Genomic DNA, 13,075 nt, shown 5'->3' on the forward strand with positions numbered 1-13,075 from the left:
CTCCTGCCCACCGGAATCTTTCCCGGGTCGCTACGCTCCTGCCCACCGGAATCTTTCCCGGGTCGCTACGCTCCCGCCCACCGGAAGATCCACGCCCGCTGCACGACGAAGTTGATCACCGTCGCGGTCCCCTGGGCAATGACGAACGCGACCAGCAGGCTCTGAGGCCGGCCACCCAGCAGGTTCAGGAAAAGGTGGTTCAGGCCGACCTGCACGGCGAAGGTCATCGCATAGAGAACCATCACCGCGATGAAACGTGCCCGGTTGGGCGGAGCCTGGAACGTCCACCGTCGATTGATCAGGTAGGCCGTCAGGGTCCCGGCCACGAAACTGATGGCCTTGGCGGCGTCGACCTGCAACCCCACCACCTTGTAGAGGAATACGTAGAGACCGAAGTCGACGACGGCCGAGAACCCGCCGGTGAGCACGAACCGCACGATCTGGGTCCGCAGACTCAGCGGCGGTTGGGGCGCGATTTCGGCCATCGCGGGAAGCTTACGTGTCAGATCCGGGCCGACCGTGCAGGATATTGGTGTGCAGTACCCGCAGGATCTGGTCGAGTCATGGGCCGAGGTGATCGGTCGGCACACCACTGACCCCGGCGCGGCGGATGTGGGCGCCCAATTAGTGGGGTCCTGGTCTGAACCGCACCGGCGCTACCACTCCATCGCACACCTGATGGACATCCTGGTCCGCGTCGAGCAACTCGCCGCCTACGCCGACGACGCGGACGCCGTGCGACTGGCCGCCTGGTACCACGACTGCGTCTACGCCGGGTTGCCCGATGACGAGGATCGCAGCGCCCGCCGCGCGGAGGAGGAACTGTCCCGGCTGGGGGTGGCCCCGGGGATGGTCGATGAAGTGGCCCGGCTGGTCCGCATGACGGTCAACCACAACCCGGCCCCCGGTGACCACAACGGGGAGGTGCTCTCGGATGCGGACCTGGCCGCGCTGGCACTGCCCAGGGACCTCTACCGACGCAATACCCTCGATATCCGCGCCGAGTACGCCCATGTCTCCGACGAGGTATTCCGGAAGGGACGCCTGCAGGTCCTGGTGATGCTGCTGGAGGGATCGGGCGTGTTTCGCACCGAGCCCGGTCGGCAGTGGTGGGAGGCTGCGGCCCGGGACAATCTGCGCGCTGAACTGGCGACCCTGGAGTGAGTGATCCTGGCGGCGCGGGACTTTCGGCACTTGCGCGACGCCGCTCTGACGGAGAGCATCGGGCGCATGGCGGTTGACGAAAATCCGGTGACGGTACTCGGTGACGATGAGGCGTGGGACTTGGTATCCGGCGTTGCGCTGGGCAGGTTGGTGACGCACTTCGGCGGACAGCTGGAGATCTTCCCGGTGAACTTCGCCGTGCAGAATCGCAGCCTGCTCTTCCGTACGGCCGAGGGAACCAAGCTGTTCACCACCGTGATGAACGATCAGGTGCTCTTCGAGGTCGACGACTACACCGCCACCGGCGGCTGGAGTGTGGTGGTCCGCGGCACCGCGCACGTGCTCAGCAGCGCTGAGGAGATCAGGGAGGCCGAACGTGCGGAACTGCTGCCGTGGCTTCCGACGGTGAAACTGCGCTTCGTGCGGGTCACCCCGGCACAGATCAGTGCGCGACGTTTCCGGTTCGGCCCCGAGCCGGACCACGGCCAGGTTCCCGGCTAGACCCAGTAGGGCACCCGAGCCCGGTACTGACGCAACGCCAGCGCCGCCGCACACCAACCCAGCACGGTGAGCACGATCACGACGATCCAGTGCCGGGGTTCCTGGTGGGCGCCGAGCAGTGGCGCACGCAGGATGTCCAGATAGTGCAGCAGCGGGTTCAGTTCGATGATCTTCGACCATCTTCCGGCGCCCTGCTGCTGCAGGGTGTCGGCGTTCCAGATGATCGGCGTCATGAAGAACAGCAACTGCACCAGCGAACCCAGCAGTGGACCGATATCGCGGTAGCGGGTGGACAGGATGCCGAAGCAGAACGAAACCCAAACACAGTTGAGCATGATCAGAAACAGGGCCGGGATCGCCGTCAGGTCGGCCCACGACCACGGTTTGGGGTAGATCATCGCGATCACCACGTAGATCACGATGTTGTGCCCGAACAGCAGTATCTGGCGCCACACCAGCCGGTAGACGTGCACGCTCAACGGTGTGGGCAGTTGCTTGATCAGGCCCTCGTTGGCGATGAAGACATCCGCGCCCTCCAGGATGGAGGCGTTGATCAGGTTCCAGATGATCAGCCCGAGTGTCACATACGGCAGGTGCTCGGCGAGTTCGAGGTGGAACAGCTTGGAGTACAGCGCACCCATCGCCACGGCTGTTGTGCCGGTCGCGATGGTGATCCAGAACGGACCCAGTACTGATCGCCGGTACTTCTGCTTGATGTCCTGCCAGCCCAGGTGCCACCACAGCTCACGTTTACGGAAGCCGCCCACAAGATCGCCCCAGGCGCGGCGGAAGGTCTTGGATTGACTGGCCGCGTCGATGAAGGTCATGACGTTCCTCCGCCCGGTGGGCCGAATTGTTCGCGCCGGCCCAGGCGGCGCAACCTGATCCACTCCCGCAGGCCGGCCGGATCACGGCGGGTCACCAGGAAGAACCAGCCGAACCGCAGCCATTCCTGCGGCAGCAGTTTGCGCAGACCCGGCTGGGACAGCACGTAGCCGCGGTTACGGTAGGTGAAGTACCGCTTCACCGGGTCGTCGGGGTACTGGGTGTGCATCCTCCCCCCGAGGATGGGCTTGAACTCGTCACTGCCGTACGGGTGCAGATACACGGTGTCCAGGCAGGTTCCGAAAGGCAGTCCGCTGCGCAGCAGCCGGCGGTGCACCTCGACCTCGTCACCGCGCACGAAAAGCCGGATATCGGGAACACCAACGGCCACAATGGCTTCGTCGCTGAACAATGCTCCGTTGAAGAGGGAAGCGATACCGGGCAGCAGATCCTGGCCGGGACCGTCAGTCCGCAGTTCGTCGACACTGCGCCGCCAGACCAGTCCGCGCCGAAGCGGGAAGGCGAGTTGGTCGGGGTGGTCGATGGCGCACACCATCGGAGACACCTCGGCCAGTTTGTGCCGCTGTGCGCAGCGCAGCAGTGTGGCCAGCACCTCCGCGTCTTGAGGGTGACCGTCATCATCGGCCAGCCACACCCAGTCCGCACCGAGTGCCAGCCCGTGCAGCATCCCGAGGGCGAAACCTCCTGCGCCGCCGAGGTTTCGGTGTGACCCCAGATAGGTGGTCGGGATCGGCTGCCCGGCGACCAGATCACGCACCCGGTCATCATGATCGTTGTCGATGACGATCAGGTGGTCGACCATCCGGCTCTGGGTGCTCAACGCATCCAGTGACTTAGCGAGCTCATCAGGTCGGCGGTGGGTGACGACGACGGCGCACACCATCTCGGTCATGGTGCCGCGGCCCCGTCGGTCCAGTCGCCGGCGTGCTCGGCGAGAACCTCGCGGACATGGCGTGCGGCGTCGTCGCCCTCGTAGGCACCGACCACCTCTTCGATACCGCCGACCAACCTGATGGTGCCGTGGTCGATCCACATCGCGGTTTTGCACAGCCGGGCAAGGAACTCGTTGGAATGGCTTGCGAAGACCAGGATTCCAGAGCGCTCGACCAGAGCCTGGAGGCGTGATTGGGCTTTCTTGAGGAAGTCTGCGTCGACCGCGCCGATGCCCTCGTCGAGAAGGAGTATCTCCGGGTCGATGCTGGTGACCACACCCATGGCCAGCCGCACCCGCATACCTGTCGAGTAGGTCCGCAGCGGCATGGACAGGTAATCACCGAGCTCGGTGAACTCCGCGATCTCATCGACCTTGGCCAGCATCTGCTTACGGGTCTGGCCGAGGAACAGCCCGCGGATGATGATGTTCTCGTAGCCGGTGATCTCCGGGTCCATCCCGACGCCGAGGTCGAAAACCGGAGCCACGCGGCCGCGGACCACGGTCCGTCCGCGGGTGGGTTCGTAGATGCCGGACAGCAGCCGCAGCAGTGTCGATTTGCCTGCGCCGTTGTGTCCCACCAGTCCGACACGGTCGCCCATCTTCAAGGTCATGGTGATGTCGCGCAGCGCCTCGATGACCACCACGTTGTTGTCTGTGCGGCCGATCGCGCCGCCCGCCTTACCCAGGACGGCCTTCTTCAGTGAGCGTGTCTTGGCGTCGAAGATCGGGAACTCGACCCAGGCGTCCCGGGTCTCGATATAGGGATCTGTGCTCACCGGATGCCGTCTGCCTGAGCCCTAGAGGTACTGCCCGGTCCCGTGACCGGGGCTTGACGGTCCACCTGGCGGGGTCATGCCGGGAGGAAGTGAGCCCTGGCGCATCTGCTCGAGCTGGGTCCGGGCCGCCATCTGCTGGGCGAACAATGCGGTCTGGATGCCGTGGAACAGACCCTCAAGCCAGCCGACCAGTTGGGCCTGGGCGATGCGCAGTTCGGCGTCCGACGGGACGGTGTCCTCAGAGAACGGCAGCGCAAGCCGCTGGAGTTCGTCACGAAGTTCCGGGGCGAGGCCTTCCTCGAGCTCACGGATGCTGGTGGCATGGATCTCGCGCAGCCTGGTGCGGCTGGCGTCATCCAGCGGTGCGGCGCGCACCTCCTCGAGCAACAGCTTGATCATCGTGCCGATCCGCATGACCTTGGCCGGCTGCTCCACCAGCTCGGTGATCGAACGCTCGTCTCCCGCGCCGTCGGTGATCCCCCCGGCATCGAGGCCGGAGAGGACCTCGATGTTGTCGTCGTCGGAGTTCGTCGTCATCGTCCTTGCCATTCATAGATGCGGGCGCCGCCGTTGTCGTAGATCTTGGCCCACGACCTGGACTTGTCCAGTGACACTAGTCCGTCCGGCATGACAAATCCGCGAACCACCGGGCCGCTGGTCATGACATAGCGGATGTTGAGCGCCCGTACCGCCTCGGCCACGCGCGGATCGTGGTCCGCGTCGTCGGCGTACGCCCAGAAGATGAACCGGTTGTAGCCCGGGCCCTGCTGCACCGGGTAGTCGTAGTGCGTCCACAGCGGGTGCAGGTCGGCCACCGCGTACATCCACGCGGTGCCGTCGACGTTGGCGTCTCCGATCAGGGTGTCGCGCGCGCCCGGCAGCCCGGCCAGATACGCGAAGGCCTCCAGGTCCTTCTCGCCGACGATCACCCGGTCGTACTTCTCGCCCATCAGATACCGGTGCCGTGGGAAGTAGTGCCAGGCGAGCCCGAAGCAGATGACGACGAGCAGGCCCGCGGTGGCGCCGATCCAGAACCCCCTGCCGTGGGTGTGGTTGCGGGCCAGAGCCTTCCGCTTCACCCAGGCCACCACCACCAGTGCCGCGGAGAACAGGGCGAGTCCGGCCATCGGAGTCAGCAGCAGGGTCACCACGGCCGACAACCGTCGGGGGTCGCTGTAGAAGAGGTCGCTGTACTTTCCGGCGACGGCGCCGATCGGCCCGCCGAACGGCGCCGATGAGTGCACGATCGAGATGATCAGCAGCGCCCACACCGCCGCCGGCCACCAGATCCGTTTGAACAGCAGCAGAAGGAAACCGGCGCCTGCCAACGCGATGATGATGTTCTGGATCGGAAAGTCGTTGAGATGCCGGGTGTGCTGAACGATCGCGTCGAACAGGGCGCGCTTCTTGCCCAGATGGGTGACGAAGGCGTGTCCGGCGATGATCTCGGTCTGCTGCAGCACACCGAGGAACTGCGGCAGCAGCAGGGCCAGTGTCGGGGCGGCGATCACCAGGAGGGTTCCGAAGTCGGCCAGCCGGCCGCGCACCGGGCGCTGCCAGGCTTCGAGCAGCCACCAGATGGTCACGAAGGTGACCACGACAACTCCGCCGGTGATGTGCACCGAGAACACCCCCACCAACGCCAAGACCGCCAGCGGAATCCGATTGGGGTGTGCAAGCGAGGTGGCGATGAGGACGAATGCCGGAACGGCCAGGCCGTAGGCAGTCATATTGGCCATCGACGCGGTGTCGAACTCGACATACGGCACCGCGGTGAATGAGGCCGACAGCGCCCCGGCGGTGGCTGCCGCGCCGGCCGTGCGCCAGCGGGTGGTCCTGCTGATCAGCAGTTGCCAGGTCAGCAGGGCTGCGCTGACCGGGAACAGCCAGACCGCCGACGCCAGGGAGCTCAGCGTGTATGCGGTGGTCGGTGCGGCTCCGGTGATTTGTGCCAGCACTGCGCCGAGGGCGTGGAAGGCAGACGGGTAATACAGCGCCGCGTGGGTTTCCACGTTGCGCAGTTCGCCCATATGGGTGGGCGAGGCCTGCCCGGTGTCGAGGATCCAGCGGATGACGTTGGCATGCCAGACTGAATCCCAGGTGCTCGGGATCGACTGCCAGTACGGCATTCCCCGCCAGGCCGCGACACCGATGGCAAGTGCGCCGAACACCACCCCGGCGGCCGCCGCGATCACCGGCCAGTCCGGCCGGGCCCAGTCCGGACCCGCCGCCCGGTCGCCCCGCGTCAGGGCTACCCGCAACCCGGCGGCGATGGCGGTCACCACAGTCAGGGTCAGCAGTGCGCTGAGCGCGTTCCACCGGATTCCGAGCGCGCCGAACGGGACAATTGCCAGCGCGACGGCACCATAGGTCAGCACCGGCCCCACCGCGAAGGCCAGTGGCCAGCGCAGCCCACCTGCGCGGCCCACGACGGCACCCGGTACGGCCAGCAGCCCGACCGCAATCAGGACACCGAAGCCGAAGTTCACTGCCCTAGTATGGGTAAGCGGTCCGCATTGCCGTCGAGGGGGTTGGCGAGGCAGAGGCCGGGTAACGGCGCAGTTCGCGGACGTCGAAGGTGGGTGCAATGGCGTACGACGTCGCTCGTGTGCGGGGCCTGCACCCGGCTCTCGGGGACGGGTGGATCCGCTTCGACGCACCGGCCGGAATGGTCATTCCGGAATCGGTCGCCAGCACGGTGTCCACGGCGTTCCGCAATTCCGCGCCGAACATCACCGGCCCGCATCCCTCTGCCCGGCGCAGCATCGCGGTGCTTGACGCCGCCCGCCGCGCGGTGGCCGATCTGGTCAACGGTGATCCCGAAGGGGTGGTGCTCGGTCCCGATCGGGCGGTGCTGCTGGCCTCGCTGTCCGACGCGGCGTCCACCCGGACAGGTCTGGGCAGCGAGGTGGTGGTGAGCCGACTCGACGACGAGGCCAATATCGTGCCCTGGCTGCGGGCCGCCGATCGCTACGGCGGCAGGATCAAGTGGGCGGAGGTCGACATCGAGAGTGGCGAACTGCCGACCTCGCAGTGGGACGAACTGCTCGGGCCCGACACCCGACTGGTCGCGCTGCCCTCGGCGTCGGCCACACTCGGAACCGTCACCGATATCGGCGCCGTCACCAAACTCGTGCACAACGTCGGCGGCGTGGTGATCGTCGATCATTCCGCGGCCGCGCCCTATCGGTTGCTCGATATCGGCGAGGTCGAAGCCGATGTCGTGGCGCTCAACGCCAGCGCGTGGGGCGGCCCGCCGGTCGGCGCGCTGGTGTTCCGTGATCCCGGTCTGATCGACACCCTCACGTCGATCTCGACCAACCCGCGCGCCGGCGGTGCGGCCCGATTGGAACTCGGCGCCCACCAGTACGGAATGCTGGCCGGCCTGGTGGCCAGTGTCGAATACCTCGCCGGGATGGACGAGGAGGTCGGGGGCAGTCGTTGCGAAAGGCTCACCGGATCAATGAAATCCGCGGGCGCCTATCTGGACGGCCTTTTCGACTACCTGATCGGCGCCCTGCGTTCGATGCCCATGGTGTCCCTGATCGGCGATCCTTCGGTCCGGATCCCGGTGGTCAGCTTCGTCGTCGACGGTGTGCCGGCCGATCGCGTTGTTCAACGTCTGGTCGACAACGGAGTGCTGGTGATCTCCAATTCCTCATCGCGTGTTCTGGAATCGTTGGGAGTCAGCGAGATCGGCGGTGCGGTGACCGTCGGGCTGGCGCACTACACGACCGCGGCAGAGGTCGACCATCTGGTCCGGGCGCTGGCCTCGCTGGGATGATCAGTCGCGCGTGACGGTGAGAATCACCTTGCCGACCGTCGCACCCGATTCCAGCAACCGGTGTGCTTCGGAAGCGGACTCGATCGGGAAAACGGCGCCGATCACCGGACGCACCGACCCCCGCTCGATCATCGGCCACACCGAATCCACCACGGCGTCGACGATTCGGCCCTTGCCGTTCGTGCCGTCCACCGGGCGCCCGCGCAGTGCAGTACCGATCACCGACAGCCGCTTGCCGATCAGGGCGCCGATATTGAGTTCGGTGCTGACGCCGCCCTGCATCCCGATGATGACCAACCGCCCGTCGGTGGCCAGCGCACCGAGGTTCCGATCGAGGTAGGCCGCCCCCATGATGTCGAGGATCAGGTCAGCCCCGGCACCACCCGTCGCCTCGTGCACCCGTTGGACGAAGTCCTCGTCGCGGTATCCGATGAGGACATCGGCACCCAGTTCCCCGCACACCGTCAGCTTGGCCGCCGACCCCGCGGTCACCGCGATACGGGCGCCGAGTTCGCGGGCCACCTGGATGGCGTGGGTGCCGATTCCGCTGGCTCCGCCGTGGATGAGCAACCATTGGCCGGCCGACAGTCCGGCGGTCATCACCAGGTTCGACCAGACCGTGCAGGCCACCTCCGGCAATCCCGCAGCATCCTGCAGATCGACGCCTGCCGGGATGGGCATCACCTGTCCGGCCGGCACCGCAACGTACTGCGCGTAGCCGCCACCGGCTAGGAGCGCGCAGACCTGTTGGCCGGCAACCCATTTCGTCACTTCCTCGCCGACGGCGGTGATGACCCCGGATACCTCCAGTCCCAGGATGGCACTTGCACCCGGGGGCGGCGGGTACTTTCCGGCGGCCTGGAGGAGGTCCGCGCGGTTGATGCCGGCGGCAGCGACCTCGATGAGAACCTCGCCGGGTCCGGGTGAAACATCAGCAACTTCACGCCACTGCAACTGGCCGGAATCACCCGGGACGACGGCGAACATGGCGTCAAACGTACTACCGCAGGATCGCTGCCGGGGGCGACGGACTCGCTTACGATCAGCGCATGGGTGGGACTATCGCGGGGCGCACGGCAGGGGATATGCCGGGTTTGGACATCGCTGAAGAGCGGTCGTGGCAGAACTTTCTAGACGCATCACTGAGGCTGTACGGAACGTTGAACAAGAAGCTCAGTGAGCAACACAAACTCAGTCTCGTCGATGTCCGACTATTGGAGATCCTGTCGAGGTCCGAGACCGGCTCGGCCCGCATGGGTGACCTCGCCGAGCAACTGCTCTCATTACCCAGCAGGGTGACTCGGCAGATCCGCCGCCTGGAGGCCGCCGGACTGGTGGAGCGCGAGGCGAGTCCTGACGACGGCCGCGGGGTGCTGGCCGGAATCACCGAGCGTGGCCGCGCCCTGGTCGAGGATTCACTGGCCACCTACGGCGAGGCGGTCCGCGAGCATTTTCTCGGGCCGCTGACCCGGCCACAGATGTCCGCGCTGGGGGAGAACTGCCGCCGGATCAGCGCGGATTTGAAGGTCAAGTCCACGGCGAGGTTCGGCCGGGTCTGACGGTGCCGCGCGCCGCGCCAGGCTTTTCCGCGCCTGCCTGATGGGCCGCCGCGTTACGCTTGCCGGCGGTGGCGTGGCAGAGCGGCCTAATGCACTCGCCTTGAAAGCGAGAGACGGCTAACACCGTCCGGGGGTTCAAATCCCTCCGCCACCGCGGTCGGGTAGTGGTTCAGCGTTTCTTTCGGCGCAGGAGCGGAGCTGCGCGAACGCTTTCGAGTGCGAGTCGTGGAGAGTCACTCGTGCGCATGACCGTCAGGTCGTCGGCGAGGGAGCCGGTGTCGGAGAGGAAGCGGGCCAGCACCGCGGGAGGCACTCGCTCGAACAGACGGTAGAACGTTTCCGGCGCACGTTCGGGACGGCTGCGCAGATACGACAGAAAGATGGTGTCCAGCGCTGTCGTGCGTGGACTCCGAGCGGCGGGCGGCTCGGCGCATCCGCCCCCGCGCAGCGCGGCGATCACGCGCGGAGCGAACTCATCGACGAAGCGCTGCACGGCTAGAAAGGCGTATCCGGTCGAGGGTTTGGCATGTCCACCTGCGGTGCCGATCCGCACGATTCGCGGGCTCGGCCATGCGTCGAAGGGCGCTGTCGTCATGGGTATCACTCCCGCCTCGCGCGAGACCGTCTGGAACGCCGAATGGGGCAGTCGCTGCGCGAGCCAGGTCTCGATAGCAGTCTCGTACACCTCATCGGGCAGGACCCGCTCGGTGAAGAACGTGCTCTCGACGAGAGCGGTGTGCGCGTCGAAGGGCAGCACATAGACGAAGTGAATTCCGTGGACCTGTGTGACATCGAAGTCCATGAGCGTCGCGGTGTCGACCTCGAAGACCGGCTCGGTGCTGCGGACGACTCGGCCACGGAAGTGCTGTAACAGGTGGACGTCCTTGTCGCCGGCTGTTGCGCGCGGCAGTTTTGGTGGCCGCGAGTCCATTGCCAGGCGTGCGCTGAGCACGCCTGCGCTGGTCCGTACGGCGACACGGTCGCCGAGATCCTCGATGTCCTCGACCGTCACGCCGAGCATGAACTTCACGCTGTTGCCCGCGGATGCGAGACGGTCGAGTGCCAGTTCATAGAAGCGCTCGCCGGGTATGCAGCAGTACGTGAGGCCCGGCGCGGAGCGCAGTGCCTCGGCGCCCCCGTTGCGGACGCGCCAGCGGGTCCAGCGGTGGGTGATCGCGGACCCGAATGCGTGTGGTGCCAGATCGAAGAAACTCCACGTCCGGTCGGTGCCGCTCAGGGATTCGCGTGGATCGACGAGCAGGATCCGGTGGTTGTCCGGCAGGCCGGCGTCGAGCAGGGCAACCGCGAGTGAAAGACCGGAGAGCCCCGCGCCCGCAATGATCACATCGGCGTCGAGCGCTGCATCTTCGCCGGGCTCCGTCACATGAGTCCCTTCCCTGGGCGCAGGGGTCTTTACTCTCCGGTGAAGTTCGGAGGACGCTTCTCGAACATCGATGCCATCGCCTCTTTGAGATCGTTCGACGGCAGGAACGCAGAGTTCCACGCCGCCACATAACGAAGGCTGGCGGCCACGGCATCGGTGCGGCCCTCGTCGAGAACGTCCTTGGTGCCCCGCACGGCCAGCGGCGAATTCGCCGCGATCTCGGCGGCGGTGGCGTGTGCCGCGGCCAGGCAAGCCTCCGGGTCGGGTAGCACATCGTTGACCAAGCCGATCTTCTCGGCCCGCGCGGCATCAATGTCCTTGCCAGTCAACGCGAGTTCGCGGAGATGACCGTCGGAGAGGATGTAGGGCAGACGTGCCAGACTGCCGACATCGGCGACGATCGCCAGCTTCACCTCGCGCACCGAGAACTTGGCATCAGCGCTGGCGTAGCGGATGTCGGCCGCGCTGATCAGGTCGACGCCGCCACCGATGCACCAGCCGTGCACTGCGGCGACGGTCGGCGTGCGGCAGTCAGCCACCGCGGTGATCGCGTCCTGTAGCCGCTTGACAGTGGTGTGGAAGGCGGCTCTCGACCGGGCAGAGGCTCCGCCGCCATCCGTCGTGGGCAGGGTCGGGCCCATGGCCATCAGGTCCAACCCGAAGCAGAAGTGCTTGCCCGATCCGGCGATCACGATGGCCCGGACCTCAGGGTCGGCATCAAGTTCGCCGAAAACCTCCGGCATCTCCTTCCAGAACGCCGGGCCCATCGCGTTGCCCTTGCCGGGGCCCAGCAGGGTCACCTGGGCAACGTTGTCCTTGACCTCGACGGAGAGTGCCTCGTAGCTGCTCATGACTAGAGAGGCTACGACGGGTGCTGGCCGGCGCCGGTGTCGGCCCACTCCCGGGCGAAGCGCAGGAAGGCGTCATTCTCGGCCGGTGCGCCGATGGTGACCCGCGCCCCGGCGTCGCCATAGGGTCGGACCAGGACTTTGGCCTCGGCGGCCGCGTGGGCAAACCGTGTGGTGCGTTCGCGAAGTGGCAACCAGACGAAGTTGGCCTGCGACGGCGGGAAGGTGTAGCCGAGTGCGGCCAGTTCGGCACTGACCCGGCGGCGTTCGGCGACCACGGCGTCGGTGCGGGCCAGCAGTTCGTCGGCGGCCTGCAGTGAGGCGATCGCGGCGGCCTGGGAGATGGTGCTGGCAGTGAACGGCACGTAGACCTTGCCCAATGCGGTGATCACCTCCGGATCACCGACGGCATAGCCCACCCGAAGTCCGGCCAGTCCGTAGGCCTTTGAAAAGGTCCGCAGTACAACGACATTGCTGAAGTAGTCGGCCAGTCCGAGACTGTCGGGCACCAGACCGTCGCGGATGTACTCCACGTACGCCTCGTCGATGACGACCAGGATGTCCGAGGGCACTGCGGCCACGAACCGCGCCAGCGCGTCGGGGTCGACCACCGTCGAGGTGGGATTGTTCGGATTGCAGACGAAGATCAGCCGGGTGCGTTCGGTGACGGCGGCCAGCATCGCGTCGAGGTCGAAGGTCTCATCGCGCAGCGGAACCTGGACCGGAGTCGCGCCGGCCACCCGGACCTGCAGCGGGTAGACCTCGAAGCTGCGCCACCCGAAGACCACCTCGTCGCCGATGCTGCAGGTGATCTGGATGAGTTGCTGACACAGGCTCACCGAACCGCAGCCGACGGCGATGCGTTCCGGCCCGAACTCCCCGTCGCCGGCCAGGTGTTCGGACAGCGCCTCCTTGAGCCGGGCATGGCCGTTGTCGGGATAGCGGTTGATGGTGTCGGCCGACGCCATGATCGCCTCGAGCACGCTGGGCAGCGGACCCTCGACGGTCTCGTTGCTGGCCAGCTTGATGGCCCCCGGCACGGTCCGTCCGGGTGTGTAGGCCGGCAGATCGGCCAGTTCGGGGCGCAGGCGAGCGGTCACGCAGGAGAGTCTAGGTGCGGGCCGCAGTGGCTCAGGACTTGCTTTGCCATCGGCTATCGGGGCTGTGTACGCTCATCGACGGTTCAGGAGGCGTGCCAGAGCGGCCGAATGGGACTCACTGCTAATGAGTTGTCCCCCTTAAAGGGGACCGGAGGTTCAAATCCTCTCGCCTCCGCCGC

General features: G+C 66.4%; 14 protein-coding genes and 2 tRNA genes. 6 read left to right on the top strand and 10 right to left on the bottom strand.

Annotation, left to right across the window (positions count from 1 at the left end):
• Nucleotides 1-65: 65 nt before the first annotated feature.
• Nucleotides 66-485 (bottom strand): GtrA family protein, encoded by a 420-nt coding sequence (locus tag ACR2JI_RS16050; protein WP_526391731.1) that lies wholly within the window; start codon nucleotides 483-485, stop codon nucleotides 66-68.
• A gap of 49 nt (nucleotides 486-534) precedes the next feature.
• On the opposite strand from ACR2JI_RS16050, the gene ACR2JI_RS16055 reads away from it, so the two are divergent.
• Together ACR2JI_RS16055 and ACR2JI_RS16060 are read left to right on the top strand one after the other, a co-directional pair.
• Nucleotides 535-1,164, top strand: coding sequence for an HD domain-containing protein (locus ACR2JI_RS16055; RefSeq protein WP_526391733.1), 630 nt, complete (start codon nucleotides 535-537; stop codon nucleotides 1,162-1,164).
• A 66-nt stretch (nucleotides 1,165-1,230) separates the two neighbouring features.
• Nucleotides 1,231-1,665, top strand: coding sequence for a pyridoxamine 5'-phosphate oxidase family protein (locus ACR2JI_RS16060; RefSeq protein WP_526391735.1), 435 nt, complete (start codon nucleotides 1,231-1,233; stop codon nucleotides 1,663-1,665).
• Here the strand turns inward: ACR2JI_RS16060 and wzm are convergent.
• From wzm to ACR2JI_RS16085, 5 genes are read right to left on the bottom strand one after another with little or no spacing between them, the layout of a single operon-like run.
• Nucleotides 1,662-2,492 (bottom strand): galactan export ABC transporter permease subunit Wzm/RfbD, encoded by an 831-nt coding sequence (gene wzm, locus ACR2JI_RS16065; RefSeq protein WP_526391737.1) that lies wholly within the window; start codon nucleotides 2,490-2,492, stop codon nucleotides 1,662-1,664. The genes ACR2JI_RS16060 and wzm overlap by 4 nt on opposite strands.
• Nucleotides 2,489-3,403, bottom strand: a complete 915-nt coding sequence (glfT1, locus tag ACR2JI_RS16070; RefSeq protein ID WP_526391739.1) for a galactofuranosyltransferase GlfT1 — start codon at nucleotides 3,401-3,403, stop codon at nucleotides 2,489-2,491. Before glfT1 ends, wzm begins: the two co-directional genes overlap by 4 nt.
• Entirely contained in the window at nucleotides 3,400-4,221 is an 822-nt protein-coding gene (wzt, locus tag ACR2JI_RS16075) for a galactan export ABC transporter ATP-binding subunit Wzt/RfbE (protein ID WP_526391741.1), read from the bottom strand. The genes glfT1 and wzt overlap by 4 nt, the downstream gene beginning before the upstream one ends.
• Nucleotides 4,222-4,242: 21 nt before the next feature.
• Nucleotides 4,243-4,758 (bottom strand): proteasome activator, encoded by a 516-nt coding sequence (locus ACR2JI_RS16080; RefSeq protein WP_526391757.1) that lies wholly within the window; start codon nucleotides 4,756-4,758, stop codon nucleotides 4,243-4,245.
• On the bottom strand, nucleotides 4,755-6,710 hold the full coding sequence (locus ACR2JI_RS16085) for a DUF6541 family protein (protein ID WP_526391743.1): 1,956 nt from the start codon (nucleotides 6,708-6,710) through the stop codon (nucleotides 4,755-4,757). Before ACR2JI_RS16085 ends, ACR2JI_RS16080 begins: the two co-directional genes overlap by 4 nt.
• A gap of 98 nt (nucleotides 6,711-6,808) precedes the next feature.
• Here ACR2JI_RS16085 and ACR2JI_RS16090 point away from each other — a divergent pair, with 98 nt between their 5' ends.
• Nucleotides 6,809-8,005: a cysteine desulfurase-like protein gene (locus ACR2JI_RS16090; RefSeq protein WP_526391745.1), complete on the top strand. Its 1,197-nt coding sequence runs from the start codon at nucleotides 6,809-6,811 to the stop codon at nucleotides 8,003-8,005.
• On the opposite strand, the gene ACR2JI_RS16095 is transcribed toward ACR2JI_RS16090, so the two are convergent.
• Nucleotides 8,006-8,992 carry an NAD(P)H-quinone oxidoreductase gene (locus ACR2JI_RS16095; protein WP_526391747.1) on the bottom strand — a complete coding sequence of 329 codons (987 nt, stop codon included), beginning with the start codon at nucleotides 8,990-8,992 and terminating at the stop codon, nucleotides 8,006-8,008. It lies immediately after the preceding gene.
• Nucleotides 8,993-9,054: 62 nt separating this feature from the next.
• Here ACR2JI_RS16095 and ACR2JI_RS16100 point away from each other — a divergent pair, with 62 nt between their 5' ends.
• Both ACR2JI_RS16100 and ACR2JI_RS16105 read left to right on the top strand, forming a co-directional pair.
• Complete coding sequence (locus tag ACR2JI_RS16100) at nucleotides 9,055-9,564, top strand: MarR family winged helix-turn-helix transcriptional regulator (RefSeq protein ID WP_526391749.1); 510 nt, start codon at nucleotides 9,055-9,057, stop codon at nucleotides 9,562-9,564.
• A 67-nt stretch (nucleotides 9,565-9,631) separates the two neighbouring features.
• Nucleotides 9,632-9,718, top strand: a tRNA-Ser gene (locus ACR2JI_RS16105).
• Nucleotides 9,719-9,733: 15 nt separating this feature from the next.
• Here ACR2JI_RS16105 and ACR2JI_RS16110 read toward each other — a convergent pair.
• From ACR2JI_RS16110 to hisC, 3 genes are read right to left on the bottom strand one after another with little or no spacing between them, the layout of a single operon-like run.
• Nucleotides 9,734-10,948 carry a lycopene cyclase family protein gene (locus ACR2JI_RS16110; RefSeq protein WP_526391751.1) on the bottom strand — a complete coding sequence of 405 codons (1,215 nt, stop codon included), beginning with the start codon at nucleotides 10,946-10,948 and terminating at the stop codon, nucleotides 9,734-9,736.
• Between the two features lie 29 nt (nucleotides 10,949-10,977).
• A complete protein-coding gene (locus tag ACR2JI_RS16115) occupies nucleotides 10,978-11,799 on the bottom strand; it encodes a crotonase/enoyl-CoA hydratase family protein (RefSeq protein WP_526391753.1) in 822 nt (273 codons plus the stop codon).
• An 11-nt stretch (nucleotides 11,800-11,810) separates the two neighbouring features.
• Entirely contained in the window at nucleotides 11,811-12,896 is a 1,086-nt protein-coding gene (hisC, locus tag ACR2JI_RS16120; protein ID WP_526391755.1) for a histidinol-phosphate transaminase, read from the bottom strand.
• Between the two features lie 86 nt (nucleotides 12,897-12,982).
• Here hisC and ACR2JI_RS16125 point away from each other — a divergent pair.
• Nucleotides 12,983-13,071: transfer RNA gene (locus tag ACR2JI_RS16125), tRNA-Ser, on the top strand.
• Nucleotides 13,072-13,075: the final 4 nt, after the last annotated feature.

The sequence above is a fragment of the Mycobacterium sp. genome, assembly GCF_051006775.1.
Lineage (GTDB): Bacteria > Actinomycetota > Actinomycetes > Mycobacteriales > Mycobacteriaceae > Mycobacterium.